The sequence below is a fragment of the Allokutzneria sp. A3M-2-11 16 genome, from assembly GCF_024213555.1.
Classification (GTDB): Bacteria; Actinomycetota; Actinomycetes; order Mycobacteriales; family Pseudonocardiaceae; genus Allokutzneria.
The window spans coordinates 225,229-241,439 of record NZ_JANAVO010000005.1; the positions used below are offsets into that span (position 1 = coordinate 225,229).

Consider the following 16,211-nt stretch of genomic DNA (forward strand, 5'->3'; position numbering starts at 1 on the left):
TCTAGGTTGCGTCCGCCTCGTGTTGGGTCTGGGGGCGGTTGGGGCGCATGGGGTCAGTTTACGTGGTGGCGGGCTAGGAGTCGTGTTTGCGGCTCAGGACGCAGAACTCGTTGCCTTCGGGGTCGCCGAGCACGGCCCAGCCGGTGCCGTCCGGTTCGCGCTTGTCCTCCAGGAGCGTCGCGCCGATGCCGAGCAGGCGTTCGATCTCGGCGTCGCGCGGGCGGTCGGGGCGCAGGCACACGTGGACGCGGTTCTTCACGGCCTTTCCCTCGGGCACGCGTTGGAAGTACAGGTTCATCCCGGTGGGCAGTTCGATCACCGTCTCCTCGTCGCCGGGCCGGTCCTCCTCGTGCTGCGGATGGCCGACGACCTGTTCCCAGAACGCGGCGAGCTCGTACGGGTTCGCGCAGTCGAAAGCGACGTTGTAGACGGTCGATGCCACAGGTCCTCCCAGAGCCGGGTGGCGCGATTGTGGCGCGCCACCCGGCCGGTGTCTCGTCTATTTCGCGACGCGCGCGTCCCAGTCGATGCGGTAGTCGTACTGCCACGCGAGCTGGTCCGGCTTGGTGAACAACCGCATCATCGGCGGCATCAGCAGATCGCGCAGGACCCGCGCCACCGGTCCCGCGGCCTTGTTGCGGTTCGTGCGTTCGGCCGCGGCCGTGATGCGCTCGACGCGTTCGCGCCGCAGTCCTTCGTAGGCGGGGAAGGCGTCCTCGATCGGCAGATCGCGCAGGCACCGGGCGAGGTGGATCGCGCCTTCGATGGCCTGCGAAGCACCCTGGCCGGAGCTGGGTGAGGGCACGTGCGCGGCGTCTCCGATCAGCACGACGCGGCCGCGGTGCCAGCGCGGTGCGGGGCGCATGATCTCCAGGGTCCCGGTGGTCACGCACAGCTCGGGTGAGCTGCCGCGCAGGATCGGCACGGCCGGAGTCCTGTCCCCGGCGAAGGTCTCCTCCAGCACGCGCAGCCACGTGTCGAGGCCGACCGCCTGCGCGTCGGCGATGGTCAGGAACTCCTTGCGCGGGAGGTTGGCGAACCACCCGACACGGCCGCTGGGCGCCACGGTGTAGCTGAAGAAGGCGCGTTTGCCGAAGACGAAGTTCATCGCCCCGTCGGTGTAGGGGATCTTCGCCTCCGACCAGCCGCCGAAGCCGACGAGGCCGGTGGAGCTCGGTCCGGGTGCGGACGGGTCGATCATCGCGCGCACCGAGGAGCGGACGCCGTCGGCGCCGACGAGGATGTCCGCGGTCGCGGTCGATCCGTCCACAAAGGACGCGGTGACGCTGTCGCCGTTGTCGTGCAAGGATTTCAGGCGCGCCCCGAACTCGATCTTCACTCCGGCGCGCGTCGCGGTGTCGCACAGGGCGCGGTAGAGGTCCGAGCGCCAGACGGTGTGCATGATCGGCGGCCCGCCGGTCTCGCCGAAGCGGGCGAGTTCCTTGCCGGTCCAGCTGCGCATCACCATGGACGGGACCGGGATGCCGATGTCGCGGACCGCTTCGTCGGCGCCGACGAGGCCGAGCGCGTGCAGGCCGTTGGGCGCGAGGCCGAGGCCGCCGCCGACTCCGTCCGCCGGGCCGGGGTGGGCTTCGTAGACGGTCGCTTCGATGCCGGCTCGCTGAAGTGCCATCGCGGCGACCGGTCCGGCGATGCCGCCGCCGATCACCAGTGCTGTTCTTGCCTTGGGCATGTCTCCCCTTCACAGGTGCGCGCGAGGGGAGCCCGGCTATTGTTGCGGTTGCCACCTTGTGGCCGGTTCCCCCGCGCGGGGTTTCGGTTCGAGGTCGAGGGCTCCGGCGGCGGTGTTGCAGCACCCCCGCCGGGGCCCGTTCTTCTTGTCAGTCCTTGACGCTGCCCCTCTCGGCCATCTCCGCCAGCTCGGCGGGCAGCTCTCCGGTCTCGTGGAAGCGCCGCCACACCTCGATGCCCGCGAAGGTGCCCGCGCCCAGTTCGTCCAGCAGCGCCCGCACCCACGTGAGTTCGGCGTCCAGCAGCGCGAGTTCGTACTCGTTCTCGATGAGGAACAGCCGGGGCATCTCGCCGGAGTGGCGCTCGTGGGCGGCGCGCTTGTCGTCGGTCTCCTCTTCCAGGAGCGCGAGCCGTTGGCGCAGCAGGCGTTCGACCTCGTCGGGGGCCAGCGCGGCGAGCACCGAGAGCCCCGCCTGGAACCGCGTGCGCTCGCGCTCGGGCACCGAGATGAGCTCGCGCACCCAGTCGACCATTTCCGCGCGGCCGTCGTCGGTGATGCGGTAGATCGTGCGTTCCGGGCGTGCGCCCTGCCGCACGGTCTCCACCGCTTCGATCAGCCCGTGCTTCTCCATGTTGCGGACCACCGTGTAGAGCGAGCCCCACTTGATGCCCATGTCCGCTTCCTTGCCGCGGGCGCGCAGCATCGAGGCCATCTCGTAGGGGTGCATGGGGCGCTGCACGAGGACCGAGAGCACCGCGAGCGCCATCAGGTTGCCGACCTTGCGCCGCGCCATCCGGACCACCTCCTTACTCGTTGACGAGTATACGTCTGCGAGTACTGCTGGGCCAGTAATTTTTCTTCACCTGGGAAAACGCATTCGTGCCATCCTGTTCGCGCAGGTCAGAGCAAACATGAATGGCGTCTTCACGTTTGACAGCGGCTGCGCGGCCATTCAGGATGAATTCCTCGCCCACATAACCCCTCACCAGGGGTTTCTCGCCATGCCCAGAACCACTCGCAAGGAGGGGTAGATGATCCATGCCCGAAAACTGGCCAAGCGCTTCAAGGTCAGACGGGGAGGTGTCGTCGAGGCCGTCCGCGGCATCGACCTGGACGTCGAGCGCGGCCAGCTGGTCGCCGTGCTCGGTCCGAACGGCGCGGGGAAGTCGACCACGCTGCGCATGCTCACCACGCTGTTGCCGCCGACGTCGGGCACAGCGACCGTCGCGGGGCGCGACATCGCCACCGATCCCGCCGGGGTGCGGGATCGGATCGGCTACGTCGGCCAGCTCTCCAGCGCGGGCGAGAACTACCGCGTGCGCGACGAGATCGTCACGCAGGGGCTCGCCTACGGACTGTCTCGGTCCGCCGCCCGGCGCCGCGCGGACGAGATGCTGGACCTGCTCGACCTCCGGCCGATGGCGCTGCGCCACCCGGGCAGCCTCTCCGGTGGCCAGCGGCGGCGGCTGGACATCGCGATCGGCCTGGTGCACCGGCCGGAGCTGCTGTTCCTGGACGAGCCCTCGACCGGCCTGGACCCGCACAACCGGGCCAACGTGTGGGAGCACGTGCTGCGGCTGCGGGAGCAGTACGGCACCACGATCGTGCTCACCACGCACTACCTGGAGGAGGCCGACACGATGGCCGAACGGGTGGTGATCATCGACAACGGCCGGATCATCGCCGACGGCACGGCCGGTGGGCTCAAGAGCGAGCTGGCCGGGGACAGCCTCGAAGTCACCACGGCGACGGAGGCCGACGCGCTGCGAGCTGCCGACGTCGGGGTGTTCTTCGGTGATGTGACAAGGGAATCGACGACCGTGCGGGTCCGGGTGACCCGCGCGGACACCGCGTTGCCGGAGTTCCTGCGCGTGCTCGGCGAGAAGGACGTGCGGGCGGTGACGGCGACCTCGGCCCGTCCGACGCTGGACGACGTGTTCCTGGCGCTGACCGGGCGCAGCCTGCGCGAGGACGAGGTGGCGGCATGAAGAAACTGTTGTGGGACACCAGGACCGTGTTCCTGCGCGAGCTGATGCCCACGTTGCGGGCGCCCAGCTCGCTGATCTGGACGATGGGCCAGCCGCTGCTGTTCCTGATCCTGTTCGGGTCGCTGCTGGCCGGTTCGCAGGGCGGGGTCTCGCCGTGGCAGTGGTTCGTCCCGGGAATCCTGATCATGATGTGCCTGTCCGGGCCGATGATGTCCGGCTACACGTTGCTGACCGAGCTGATGAGCGGGTCCTTCGAACGCATCCTGGTCAGCCCGATCGACCGCTCCGCGCTGCTGTTCGGCCGCACGCTCAAGGAGTTCCTGCTGTTGCTCGTGCAGGCACTGCTGATCATCGCGGTGGCCACGCCACTGGGGTTCGAGCTGTTCCCGCTCGGCGTGCTGGCGGGGCTGATCCTGTTGGTGGTGTTCGGTTCCGGGCTGATCGCGCTGTCCTACGTGCTGGCGATCGCGTCGCGGCCGAGCGGGGAGCTGTTCTACGGCGTCACCCAGATGGTCATGTTCCCGGTGCTGCTGCTGTCGGGTGTGCTGTTGCCGGTGCAGTCCGGGCCGGACTGGCTGCGGGTGATCGCGTCGCTGAACCCGGTGTCCTACCTCGTCGACGCCGAACGGGCGTTGTTCGCCGGGAACTTCGCCGAGCCCGCCGTGCTGCACGGGGCGGTGACCGCCTTCGGTTTCGCCGCGGTCGGGCTGTTCTTCGGGACCCGGGCCATGCGCAAGGGGATATGAGCGACGACACGCGGTATCTGGGGATGAGTTGCGGAGGAGACCACTAGATGTAGTATTCCCCGCGTCGATGGTTCGCGGTCCCCAACGGGGCGGCGAGGCAACAGGGAACCCGGTGCGACTCCGGGACTGCCCCGCAGCGGTGAGTGGGAACGAACGCCGTCATGAGCACTGGGCCGCGGCCCGGGAAGCGACGGCAAGTAGGACGGCCGGTTCTCCGGTGAGTGCCCACGAGTCCGAAGACCTGCCGTCGATGGGTGCGCCGACCGGCGCGCCCGGATCCGTGGCCTCGCGGGAGGGCCGAGCGGACGACCGTCAGCCCTGCACGGGCTCGGGTCGGCCCTCTCCCCCGCGCGGCCTTCCCAGCGAACGAGGAGAGCGCCGTGCACACCGCCCCGGCCCGTCCAGGCATACCCGGCTGTTCTGCCTCGCCCCTCACTGTGGCGCTCTTCTAGTCGTCACCGGGGTAGGCCGGTCTTCAAGACCCCCGAACCCCCTCCCGCAGCGTCTTCAACCGCCCCCAACCCCGCGCGGGGTGTGTAGCGGTTAGCGACCTCTGGGACGGGGGTGCGGCGTACTTGAAGACCGGCGGACCCCGGCGTTTCGTTCGACCTCCCAACGGGTTTCGCTTGCCGACGCTGCTGTCCGGGCGCTCGGCGGGTGGCGCCTGCCCTCATCCCGGCGACCTTTCTGGAGTTCCTTCTGTGACCGTGCATTCGACGGAGCCCGTCACACAGTCCGCTGTGTCCCCCGTCGCGGTGATCCGCCGCGACGGCACCTCCTCCCCCTTCGACTCCACCAAGATCTCCGTCGCGGTGACCAAGGCGTTCCTGGAGGTCGAGGGCCGCGACGCGGGGACCTCCACCCGCGTCCACGAGCTGATCGGCGAGCTGACCCTCCAGGTGGAGACCGCGCTGCTGCGGCACAGCGGACCCGACAACCCCCTGCACATCGAGCAGATCCAGGACCAGGTGGAGCTGGCGCTGATGCGCGGCGGCCACCACAAGGTCGCCCGCGCCTACGTGCTCTACCGCGAGGAGCACGCCAAAGCCCGTTCGCGGCAGCCCGTCGCGGCGAAGCCGGTCGCCCCGGCCTTCTCCGTGCGCCACCCCGACGGCCGCACCGAACCGCTGGACACCGACCGCCTCGCGCTGGTGATCTCCGAGGCGTGCGCGGGCCTGGAGGCGGTGTCGGCCGACGCGGTGCTGGCCGAGACGCTGCGCAACCTCTACGACGGCATCACCATCGCCGAGCTGGCCATCGCGCCGGTGATGGCCGCGCGCACCATGGTCGAGACCGACCCCAACTACTCCTTCGTCAGCGCGCGCCTGTTGCAGGACAAGCTGCGCAGGGAGGCGCTGGAGTTCGTCTACGGCGGTTCGCAGCAGGCCAGCCACGCCGAGATGGACCAGCGGTACCCGGCGTACTTCGCCGAGTTCGTGCACCGGGGCATCGCGCTGGGCCAGCTCGACCCGGAGCTGGCGAACTTCGACCTGGAGCGGCTGGGCGCGGCGCTGGTGCCGGACCGCGACCTGCGGTTCCAGTTCCTCGGGATGCAGACGCTCTACGACCGCTACCTGCTGCACAGCGACCAGCACCGCTACGAGCTGCCGCAGGCGTTCTTCATGCGCGTGGCGATGGGCCTGTCGCTGCTGGAGGACGAGCGCGAGGCGCGGGCGGTCGAGTTCTACGACCTGATCTCCACCTTCGACTTCATGTGCTCCACGCCGACGCTGTTCAACGCGGGCACCACCCGCCCGCAGCTGTCCTCGTGCTTCCTCACCACGGTCGCCGACGACCTGGAGGGGATCTTCCACGGCATCAGCAACAACGCGCTGCTGTCGAAGTACGCGGGCGGCCTCGGCAACGACTGGACCCCGGTCCGCGGTATCGGCGCGCACATCAAGGGCACCAACGGCCAGTCGCAGGGCGTGGTCCCGTTCCTGAAGATCGCCAACGACACGGCTGTAGCGGTGAACCAGTGCTTCGCGCCGGACACCCCCGTCTACACCGCGGACGGCACCAAGGAGATCCAGGACATCCAGGTCGGTGATCTCGTCCTGGGGTTGAGCGGCAACTACCGCGAAGTGACCGGTGTGCTCGCCTATGACCAGACCGAGCCGATGGTCGAGGTCAACATCAAGCACTCGGTCGAGAAGTTGAAGGTCACTGCGGGGCACCCGTTCTACGCGATCCAGAACGTGCCACTCGGGCAGGAGGGCAAGCGGACGCTCAAGTGGCTCGCGGAGGACAAGGTCCGGCCCGAGTGGGTGGAAGCGGGCAAGCTCCAGAAGGGTGACTACGTCGCCCAGGTCGTTCCGAAGGAGGTCGTGCCGGTCGCGGGCTTCAGCGAGGACGACGCGAGGCTCTACGGCATCCTGCTCGGTGACGGACACCTCTCCAAGGACGGCTGGCAGTGGGGAGTCTCTGGTAACCCTGAGCTGGACGTGCACCTCGACTTCGTGCGGACGTATCTCACCGAGCGCGGCATCCACTTCTGGGAGTCCGGTCGCGACGACACATATCTCCAGATCCACTGGGCGTCCGGCCGACTCACGGGAGCGGGAGAGGCAACACTTCCCTTCACCAAGGCCGATCTCTACGACGAAAGCGGCAACAAGCGCATCGCTCGTCGGTTCACCCACCTGCCGCACACGCAGACTCGTGCGCTGCTGCGTGGTTTGTTGGAAACCGACGGTGGAGTCTCTCGTGGGGTGGAGATCTACTTCACCACGACCTCCCGTCCGCTGGCTGCGGGCATTCGGTACCAGCTGCTGCGCCTGAGCGTGCCGTCGGCCGGTCAGTACCGTGAGCGCGAGCAGGACCACACCGGACGGCGTTCGGACGGCACGGAGATCACGTTCTCCGGCGTCGTGAAGGCGTTCGACATTCGGGTTCCCGCGGTTCCAGGGCTGGCGGAGCTGGTCGGGTGCCGTCCCCTCACCAAGCGGAACTGGATCGAGCACGCCGGAATGGTGTTCTCCCGTGTCCGCGACGTTCAGGCCACGGATGTCATTCCGACAGTCTTCGACCTCAAAGTCGAGACTGACGAGTCCTACATGACGGCCGCCGGGCTCGTGCACAACGGAGGAAAACGCAAGGGCGCGGTCTGCGCGTACCTGGAAACCTGGCACATCGACGTCGAGGAGTTCCTCGACCTGCGCAAGAACACCGGCGACGACCGGCGCCGCACGCACGACATGAACACCGCGAACTGGGTTCCGGACGAGTTCATGCGCCGCGTGCGCGCCGACGGGGACTGGACGCTGTTCTCCCCCGACGAGGTGCCGGACCTGCACGACTCCTACGGGCCGGAGTTCACCGAGCGCTACCGCGCCTACGAGCTGGCCGCCTCGCACGGGGAGGTCCGGGTCTTCCGCACGGTCAAGGCGAAGGACCTGTGGCGGCGCATGCTGACCATGCTCTTCGAGACCGGGCACCCGTGGATCACCTTCAAGGACCCGTGCAACCTGCGTTCGCCGCAGCAGCACTCCGGTGTCGTGCACTCCTCGAACCTGTGCACCGAGATCACGCTCAACACCACGGTCGATGAGGTCGCGGTGTGCAACCTCGGCTCGGTGAACCTGGCGCAGCACGTGGGCCCGGACGGCATCGACCACGCGCGCCTTGAGAAAACCGTGCGCACGGCGGTTCGCATGTTGGACAACGTGATCGACGTGAACTTCTACACGATCCCCGAGGCCAAGCGCTCCAACATGCGCCACCGCCCGGTCGGCCTGGGCCTGATGGGTTTCCAGGACGCGCTGTTCACGCTGCGCGTGCCGATGGCCTCCGAGGCGGCCGTGGAGTTCGCCGACCGCAGCATGGAGGAGATCAGCTACTACGCGATCTCCGCCTCCGCGGAGCTAGCCGCCGATCGCGGAAAGTACGAGACCTTCGAGGGTTCCTTGTGGAGCAAGGGAATCCTGCCGATCGACTCGGTGGAGCTGCTGGCCGGGGCGCGCGGTGCGGACCTCGACCTGGACCGTTCGTCCACATTGGACTGGGCGGCGCTGCGGGCGCGCGTGGTCGAGGTCGGCATGCGCAACTCCAACGTCATGGCGATCGCGCCGACCGCGACCATCGCCAACATCACCGGTGTCGGCCAGTCCATCGAACCGCTCTACCGCAACCTCTACGTGAAGTCGAACATGTCCGGCGACTTCACCGTGGTGAACCCGGCGCTGGTCCGCGAGCTCAAGGAACTGGGCCTGTGGGACGAGGTGATGATCGGCGACCTGAAGTACTTCGACGGCAGCCTCGGCGCCATCGACCGCATCCCCGCGGAGGTCAAGGCCCTCTACGCCACCGCGTTCGAGCTGGACAGCCGCTGGCTGATCGAGTCCGCGGCGCGCAGGCAGAAGTGGATCGACCAGGCGCAGTCGCTCAACCTCTACATCGCCGCGCCGAGCGGCCGCAAGCTCGACGAGCTCTACCAGCACGCGTGGCTGCGCGGCCTGAAGACGACCTACTACCTGCGCTCGCAGAGCGCGACGCACGTGGAGAAGAGCACGCTGCGCGGCACCGACGGCAAGCTCAACGCCGTCTCCCCCGTCGTGCCCGACCCCGAGCCCGGTGTGGCGTGCTCCATCACCGACCCCGACTGCGAAGCCTGCCAGTAACCCTCCACAAAGGACTCAACTCACCGTGACGAACACCGAAATCGCCAGCGGACTCGGCGAGATCAACCGCGAGGGCGGGCGGGTCAGCGTCGACGACAAGCGGATGATCAACTGCCGCGCCGACGTGAACCAGCTGCTGCCGCTGAAGTACCACTGGGCGTGGGAGAAGTACCTGGCGGGCTGCAACAACCACTGGATGCCGACCGAGGTGTCCATGCAGGCCGACATCGCGCTGTGGAAGTCCCCCAACGGCCTCACCGAGGACGAGCGGCGTGCGCTCAAGCGCAACCTCGGCTTCTTCGCCGCGTCGGAGTCGTTGGTGGCCAACAACATCGTGTTGGCCGTCTACCGCAACCTGACCAACCCCGAGTGCCGCCAGTACCTGTTGCGGCAGGCGTTCGAGGAGGCGGTGCACACCCACACCTTCCAGTACATCGTGGAGAGCCTCGGCCTGGACGAGGGCGAGCTGTTCAACATGTACCGCGAGGTCCCGTCGATCACCGACAAGGCCGCGTGGGCGCTGGCCTACACCCAGCACCTGGAGGATCCGGACTTCCGCACCGGCACGCCCGAGACCGACCAGGCTTTCCTGCGCGACCTCATCGCCTTCTACGTGGTGTTCGAGGGCATGTGGTTCTACACCGGGTTCGCCCAGATCCTCTCGCTGGGCAGGCGCAACAAGATGGTCGGCATCGCCGAGCAGTACCAGTACATCCTGCGCGACGAGTCGATCCACCTGAACTTCGGCATCGACGCGATCAACCAGATCAAGATCGAGAACCCGCACCTGTGGAGCCCCGGGTTCCAGGCGGAGGTCCGCACCATGCTGGCCGAGGCGTGTGAGCTGGAGGTGGCCTACGGCCGCGACACCATGCCGCGCGGGCTGCTCGGGCTCAACGCGGACCTGTGCGAGCAGTACATGCATTTCATCACCAACCGCCGCTGCGCCCAGATCGGCTTGGCGCCGGTGTTCGCGGAGACGGAGAACCCGTTCCCGTGGATGTCGGAGATGATGGATCTGAAGAAGGAGAAGAACTTCTTCGAGACCCGGGTGATCGAGTACCAGTCCGGCGGCGCCCTCGACTGGGACTAGCGGTTGTGCCGTGGTGGCCCCGAACCCTCCCACGGGGCCACCACGGTGAAAACTGGTGCGATGCGAGCAGCGGAGGGCGAAGTACTGCATTTCTCCGAGGACCCGGACATCTCGCGGTTCGTGCCGCATGTGGCCGCGACCGCGCGCCAGCCGGAGGCGTACGTGTGGGCTGTCGACGCCGCGCGGTCACCGGACCACAAGGCCCTGCTCGCCGCCCAGTGATCCCTCGCCCACCACGCCGCGGGCGAGCACGGCGCGATGTCCGTCGTCTACGACCGCCTCCGCGCTTAGGACTCACAACGGGCAATCAGAGCCCCGCAAACCCCGTCACGAGCACGAAACTCCACTAACCCCTAAGCCGCACCCTGCAAACCATCCAAGCACTCCGCACACCAAGTAAACTCTCGCCCATGCATCACATCCGCCCGTTCACCCCATCCCCCGCGGGCGCCGTCTAGAGAACCCCGTTTCGTACTCATAACGGGAAAAAGAGCGCTCCAAAAACCCGACAAGAGTACGAAACGGGTTCTTCGGCGACCTCGGGGTGGGATGAGGGGGTGTGGGGGGTGGTGTGATCGGAGGGGTTGGGGGCGTGAATTCCCGGGAGCGGCAAAGCATTTCGCGAGTGGGCGACACGCGGGTTGCACCTCGGTTTCATTCCCGATGACACATCACCCGAAGCGATACAGTCGAGGGCGACGTCGAGCCTTGGGGACCGGATGTACATCTCGCGGGTCAGGCTGAACAACATCCGGGGGTTCCACGACTCCCGGCAGGTCGACCTGGAGCTGACGCGGCCGGACGGGACGCACGCCGGGTGGACGGTGATCGCCGGGCGCAACGGCTCGGGGAAGACCTCGTTGCTGCGGGCGATCGCGCTGGCGGTGAGCGGGCCCGCGGTGTCGCGGAACCTGGTGCCGGACTTCGAGAACTGGATCACCTCGGGGCGCGACACCGCGAACGCGCGGGTGCAGCTGGCCTTCGACCCGGACGTGGACCGGCTGATCGGGCAGGGCCGCACACCGAAGAACGAGTTCTGGGTGGGGCTGGCCTGGACCCCGCCGGAGAAGGACACGCAGGTCCACCGCGCGAGCGTGCAGCCGTCGCTGCACGAGGCGATCCCGGAGCGGCAGCGGGCGATGCCGCGGCGGGGGCCGTGGCAGGACAACCCGACCGGCTGGTTCTGCGCGGCCTATGGCCCGTTCCGCAGGCTCGCGGGTGGGGCGAGCGAAGCGCAGCGGTTGATGCTCAGCCCCGGCCCGGTCGCCCGCCTGGCCAGCCTGTTCCACGAGGACGCCTCGCTGTCGGAGGGCGTGAGCTGGCTGATCGAACAGCACCTGCGGTCGCTGGAGCGCCGCCCGGGTGCGCGGGAGCTCAAGAACACGGCGCTGCGGGTGCTCGCCGACGGGCTGCTGCCGGACTCCTACCGGATCGAGGGCGTGGACTCCGAAGGCCTGTGGGTCGTGCGCGGCGGGCACAGGTTCCCGTTGCGGGAGATGAGCGACGGCTACCGCACCGTCGCCGCGCTGGTGGTGGACCTGCTCAAGCAGATCCACGAAGCCTTCGGCAGCCTCCCGGTGGAGGGCGAGAACCCGGTGATCACCGTCCCGGGCGTGGTGATCATCGACGAGGTGGACGCGCACCTGCACGTCTCCTGGCAGAAGCGGATCGGCGGCTGGCTCAAGGAGCACTTCCCGAACATCCAGTTCATCGTGACCACGCACAGCCCCTACGTGTGCCAGGCCGCAGACGAGGGCGGGCTGATCCGCCTGCCCGGCCCGGACGGCGAGGACCCGCCGCTGGTGGTGGACCAGGACCTCTACGAGCGGATCGTCTTCGGCAGCGGCGACGACGCGGTGCTCTCGGAGCTCTTCGGCCTGGACACCCCGTACTCCGAGCGCGCGCAGCAGCTGCGCCGCGAACTCGTCGAGCTGGAGGTCGGGGTGCTCGCCGGGGAGATCAGCGAGGCCGCGAAGTACCGCTACCAGCAGCTCAAGGACCTGCTGACCAGCTCCCCGGTGGCCAGGGTGGACGAGGTCGCGGCGCGGTTGCGCCACGGCTGGTCCGAGGAATGATCCGGCTCGCCCGCGCCCAGCTGCCCGAGGAGGTCGCCGGGCGGCTCGCGGCGCTGACCGAACGCCTGCGCATCGCCCCGCGCGGCAGCCGCACCGCGCACGCGCGCAGGCTGTGGCGGGCCAACCCCGACCGCAAGGCGCTGCGGTCCGCGCTGGCCGGGATGGCGCCGGGGCGGCAGCACTGCATGTACTGCGGCGACAACCAGGGCACCGACATCGATCACCACGAACCGTTGTCGCGCAACCCTTTGCGGACCTTCGACTGGCTCAACCACCTGCTCGCGTGCTCGACCTGCAACAGCCACGAGAAGCGCGACCGGTTCCCGCTGGCCGCCGACGGCACCCCGCTGCTGATCGACCCGACCGTGGAGGACCCGTTCGAGCACCTGGTGCTGGCGCTGTCGCTGGGCGAGTACTACCCGTTGACCGCGAAGGGCCGCGCGACGATCGAGGTGTGCGGGCTCAACCGCCCCCTGCTGACGCGCGGCCGCGTCCAGGCGCAGCGCGTGGTCGTGTACTGCCTGCGCGAGTGGAGCCGGGCCCGTGACGCGGCGTCACGAACGCGGGCGGTGCTGACGGTGCGGGAGCAGCCGTTCGCCGACGTGTGCCAGTCGATGCTGCGCCAGGCGGTGCTGTCCAACGCCGATCTGCTGTTCTCCGACTCCCCCGGCTTGGTAGAACTGCTCCGCAGGCCCTCGCTGCGCGCCGCCCTGCTCGCCTGACCTGCGGTAACAAAAAAGTCCCCAAATCCAGGGTCGGCGTGTCGATCCGCCCCGCCACCGATCGACGCTCGGGTAGAAAGCACGAACACCCCTTCAGGACGGAGACAGGCGATGCGTTTCATGGTGCTGGTCAAGGCCACCAAGGACTCCGAGGCCGGCGTGATGCCGACCGTCGAGGAGCTCAACGCCATGGGCAAGTTCAACTCCGAGCTCGTCGAGGCCGGCGTCATGCTCGCCGGTGACGGCCTGCAGCCCAGCTCCGAGGGGGCCAGGGTGCGCTTCGAGAACGACAAGCGCAGCGTCATCGACGGCCCCTTCGCCGAGACCAAGGAGCTGATCGCCGGGTTCTGGATCATCGACGTGAAGTCGCTGGAAGAGGCGGTCGCGTGGGTGAAGCGGGTCCCGTTCAACAGCCCCGAGGCCACCGAGATCGAGATCCGCAGGGTCACCGAGGCCGCCGACTTCGCCGCGGTGATGACCCCGGAGATGCAGGCCCAGGAGGACCGCCTGCGCGAGAAGGTCGAGCAGCAGGCGGCCGAGCGCCCCTGACCCGGTGTCGAGGACCCCGGCGTCAGTCGTTGGGGCAGAAGAGGTCCGCGGTGTTGCCGTCGGGGTCCTCGACGACCGCGTACCGCTGGCCCCAGAACGCGTCCCAGGGCTCGCGGTGCCCGTGGTAGCCCAGGCCGACCAGCTTCGCGTACACCGCGTCGACCTCGGCCGGGCTCCCGCACTTGAACGCCAACGACATCCGGATCGGCCCGCTCGGGTGCACGTAGTCCGGCTCGAACGAGCGGACCGTCTCCACGGTGTCCCACGCCAGCCGCATCCCGCCGGGCAGCGCCACCTCCACGTGCGGCTGCTCGTCGGCCCCGGCCGGGATGTCCAGCCCGAGGTGCCGGTAGAAGGCCAGCGACTTCCCCATGTCGGCGACGACCATGCCCACGAGGTCCAGTTGCACGTTCATAGCTCTCCGTTCTCCGAGTGCGACCACGCTAACCACGGCCGCCGGACGGGAGCTTGAACAAACCGGACATCAGTCCAGCCTCTCGGTGTCCAGCCCCAGGTCCTCGCGCAGCTCCCGCCGCAGCGCCCGGTACTCCCGCTGCGCTTCGTCCCACAGCTGCTTCTGCTCCGCCCCGAACTTCGAAGCCAGCAACGCGGTCGACAGATCCGAGCGGCGGATCATCGACTCCCGGAGCACGGACCGGATCTTCTCCGGCGCGTGCACGTTCACGCCACCGAGGGAGTTGCGGGCCTGCGTGGTCACCGCACGCAGCTCGGTCGCCACGTCATCGGCGATGACTTTCTTTTCCCGCAAGGACTTCCGCGCCTGGTAGAGCACCCAGTCGAAGGCTTCGATCGCGCCGACAAGCTCCGCGTACGCCTGGGAACGGGCCTCGTAGCGGCGGGCCTCGCGTTCGCGTTCCCAACGCCGGTCCTCACGCTCGACCTCGCGACGCCACCGCCGGTCCTCCCGCCAGCCACCGATGAACTGCGCGCCGAGAGCACCGACGAGACCGAGCAGACCGACGACGATGGGCACCCACAACGGAACCGACGACATGATCGCAACCTAACGGACGGCGTACAGCACGATCCCGACGACCACCACCGCCACACCGCTCAGCACCGAAGCCAGCGGCAACGTGCACGCCAGCACAACGCAGCCGACGAAGCCCACGACCGGCACGACCCGCCGCCCCAACGTGAACGCCGACGCGTTCGCGATCGCGTAGTACAGCAACACCCCGAACGACGAAAACCCGATCACCCCACGCAAATCCGCGAATCCCGCGGCGAGCGCCACAACACAACCCACCACGAGCTCGGCGCGGTGCGGCACGGAGAACCGGGGGTGCACCACCGCCAGGGCGCCCGGCAAATGTCGATCACGAGCCATCGCCAGCACCGTCCGCGACACCCCGAGGACCAACGCCAGCAACGCCCCGAGCGCGGCCAGCGAAGCCCCCACGGTCACCACCGGCGCCAAACCCGGCATCCCCGCCGCGACCACCACATCCACCAGCGGCGCCTTCGACTCCGCCAACCGCGCCGGACCGAGCACGGACAACACCGTCACCGCCACCGCGGCATACACGAACAGCGTGATCATCAACGCGAGGAAGATCGCCCGCGGAATGGTCCGAACCGGGTCCCGGACCTCCTCGCCCAACGTCGCCACCCGCGCATAACCGGCGAAGGCGAAGAACAGCAGCCCCGCCGCCTCCAGCACGCCGAAGCCGCCCGTCACGCCCAGATTCCCCAACGCGACGGCGGAACTGCCGAGCCCGGTCACCACCACGACGGCCAACACGACCAACACCACCGCGACGATCACCCGCGCGGCCTTCTTCACGCCCACGTAGTTCAGCGCCGTCAGCACCACCACCGCGGCCACCGCCACGACGTGCGCTTGCGAAGGCCACACGTGCAACCCGACCGTCAACGCCATCGCCGCGCACGACGCCGTCTTGCCCACGACGAACGACCACCCGGCGAGGTAACCCCAGAACGGGCCGAGCCGCTCACGCCCGTAGACGTAGGTCCCACCCGACGTCGGATACAGAGCGGCCAGCCGCGCCGACGACGTCGCGTTGCAGTACGCCACCACCGCCGCGATCCCCAAACCGACCAGCAACCCCGACCCGGCCGCCGCCGCGGCGGGAGCGAAAGCGCCGAAGACCCCGGCGCCGATCATCGCGCCGAGGCCCACCAGCACCGCGTCACCCAGACCGAGCCCGCGACGCAGCTCCGTCACTTCTTCGGCATCCACGCCGTCACATCGACCCGGCTGGTGTTGCCCAGATCGAGCTTGGTCTTCGGATCGACCTTCTGCCCCGGCATGCCCTCCAACGGAGCGATCTCCAACGCCGTCGCCGTGTACGGCACCCGATCGATATCGGTCACCGTGTTGCGCCACGACAAATGCGCCACCAGCCGCTCAGCGGGCCTGATCGTCAACGGCTTCGCACCCGGATCGTCGGTGGCGCTGTGCCCCACCGTCAGATCGAGCAGGTTCCCCTCCGCGTCGAAGAACTTGATCGCGGGATACCCGTTGACCTCAAACGGTTTGCCACCGCAGTTCGCCAGCTCCAATCCCATCTGTCGGAACCCCAACGCCGCGTCCACGATGCCCGTCGTGACCTTCAAGCACGGATCGGGAACAGGCGGGGGAGGTGGCGGCACAGGCGCGGACGTACACGCGTTCAGCAACAGCACCACGGCGACCAATGCAACTCTCACGTAGTGGACATTGCCATGCCCGCCACCCGCTA

General features: G+C 68.5%; 15 protein-coding genes and 1 riboswitch. Of the genes, 8 read left to right on the forward strand and 7 right to left on the reverse strand.

Features of this window, described 5'->3' with window-relative positions:
• Window positions 1-73 precede the first annotated feature (73 nt).
• The 3 genes from NLX83_RS27440 to NLX83_RS27450 all read right to left on the reverse strand — a co-directional run bounded on the left by NLX83_RS27440 (window position 74) and on the right by NLX83_RS27450 (window position 2,486).
• The gene (locus NLX83_RS27440; protein WP_254238067.1) at window positions 74-442 is read right to left on the reverse strand and encodes a VOC family protein; all 369 of its coding nucleotides are present in this window, start codon (window positions 440-442) and stop codon (window positions 74-76) included.
• A 57-nt stretch (window positions 443-499) separates the two neighbouring features.
• Window positions 500-1,693, reverse strand: a complete 1,194-nt coding sequence (locus NLX83_RS27445; RefSeq protein WP_254238068.1) for an FAD-dependent oxidoreductase — start codon at window positions 1,691-1,693, stop codon at window positions 500-502.
• Window positions 1,694-1,841: 148 nt separating this feature from the next.
• Window positions 1,842-2,486, reverse strand: coding sequence for a PadR family transcriptional regulator (locus NLX83_RS27450; protein ID WP_254238069.1), 645 nt, complete (start codon window positions 2,484-2,486; stop codon window positions 1,842-1,844).
• A gap of 238 nt (window positions 2,487-2,724) precedes the next feature.
• Between NLX83_RS27450 and NLX83_RS27455 the strand changes: the two genes are divergently transcribed.
• From NLX83_RS27455 to NLX83_RS27490, 8 genes are all read left to right on the forward strand, one after another.
• Entirely contained in the window at window positions 2,725-3,681 is a 957-nt protein-coding gene (locus NLX83_RS27455) for an ATP-binding cassette domain-containing protein (RefSeq protein ID WP_254238070.1), read from the forward strand.
• Window positions 3,678-4,427 (forward strand): ABC transporter permease, encoded by a 750-nt coding sequence (locus tag NLX83_RS27460; protein WP_254238071.1) that lies wholly within the window; start codon window positions 3,678-3,680, stop codon window positions 4,425-4,427. The genes NLX83_RS27455 and NLX83_RS27460 overlap by 4 nt, the downstream gene beginning before the upstream one ends.
• 51 nt (window positions 4,428-4,478) lie before the next feature.
• Window positions 4,479-4,690: riboswitch (cobalamin riboswitch) on the forward strand.
• A 438-nt stretch (window positions 4,691-5,128) separates the two neighbouring features.
• The gene (locus NLX83_RS27465; RefSeq protein ID WP_254238072.1) at window positions 5,129-9,046 is read left to right on the forward strand and encodes a ribonucleoside-diphosphate reductase subunit alpha; all 3,918 of its coding nucleotides are present in this window, start codon (window positions 5,129-5,131) and stop codon (window positions 9,044-9,046) included.
• Window positions 9,000-10,139 (forward strand): ribonucleotide-diphosphate reductase subunit beta, encoded by a 1,140-nt coding sequence (locus NLX83_RS27470; protein ID WP_374118817.1) that lies wholly within the window; start codon window positions 9,000-9,002, stop codon window positions 10,137-10,139. The genes NLX83_RS27465 and NLX83_RS27470 overlap by 47 nt, the downstream gene beginning before the upstream one ends.
• 60 nt (window positions 10,140-10,199) lie before the next feature.
• Window positions 10,200-10,361: a DUF6886 family protein gene (locus NLX83_RS27475; RefSeq protein WP_254238074.1), complete on the forward strand. Its 162-nt coding sequence runs from the start codon at window positions 10,200-10,202 to the stop codon at window positions 10,359-10,361.
• Between the two features lie 497 nt (window positions 10,362-10,858).
• Window positions 10,859-12,214, forward strand: a complete 1,356-nt coding sequence (locus NLX83_RS27480) for an AAA family ATPase (protein ID WP_254238075.1) — start codon at window positions 10,859-10,861, stop codon at window positions 12,212-12,214.
• On the forward strand, window positions 12,211-12,936 hold the full coding sequence (locus tag NLX83_RS27485) for an HNH endonuclease (RefSeq protein ID WP_254238076.1): 726 nt from the start codon (window positions 12,211-12,213) through the stop codon (window positions 12,934-12,936). Before NLX83_RS27480 ends, NLX83_RS27485 begins: the two co-directional genes overlap by 4 nt.
• 111 nt (window positions 12,937-13,047) lie before the next feature.
• Complete coding sequence (locus tag NLX83_RS27490; protein WP_254238077.1) at window positions 13,048-13,485, forward strand: YciI family protein; 438 nt, start codon at window positions 13,048-13,050, stop codon at window positions 13,483-13,485.
• 22 nt (window positions 13,486-13,507) lie between these two features.
• Here the strand turns inward: NLX83_RS27490 and NLX83_RS27495 are convergent, their stop codons facing one another.
• From NLX83_RS27495 to NLX83_RS27510, 4 genes are all read right to left on the reverse strand, one after another.
• Window positions 13,508-13,900: a VOC family protein gene (locus NLX83_RS27495; protein WP_254238078.1), complete on the reverse strand. Its 393-nt coding sequence runs from the start codon at window positions 13,898-13,900 to the stop codon at window positions 13,508-13,510.
• A gap of 69 nt (window positions 13,901-13,969) precedes the next feature.
• Window positions 13,970-14,500: a hypothetical protein gene (locus NLX83_RS27500; protein ID WP_254238079.1), complete on the reverse strand. Its 531-nt coding sequence runs from the start codon at window positions 14,498-14,500 to the stop codon at window positions 13,970-13,972.
• A 9-nt stretch (window positions 14,501-14,509) separates the two neighbouring features.
• The gene (locus tag NLX83_RS27505) at window positions 14,510-15,634 is read right to left on the reverse strand and encodes an APC family permease (RefSeq protein WP_254238152.1); all 1,125 of its coding nucleotides are present in this window, start codon (window positions 15,632-15,634) and stop codon (window positions 14,510-14,512) included.
• Between the two features lie 56 nt (window positions 15,635-15,690).
• Window positions 15,691-16,179: a DUF4232 domain-containing protein gene (locus tag NLX83_RS27510; protein ID WP_254238080.1), complete on the reverse strand. Its 489-nt coding sequence runs from the start codon at window positions 16,177-16,179 to the stop codon at window positions 15,691-15,693.
• Window positions 16,180-16,211: the final 32 nt, after the last annotated feature.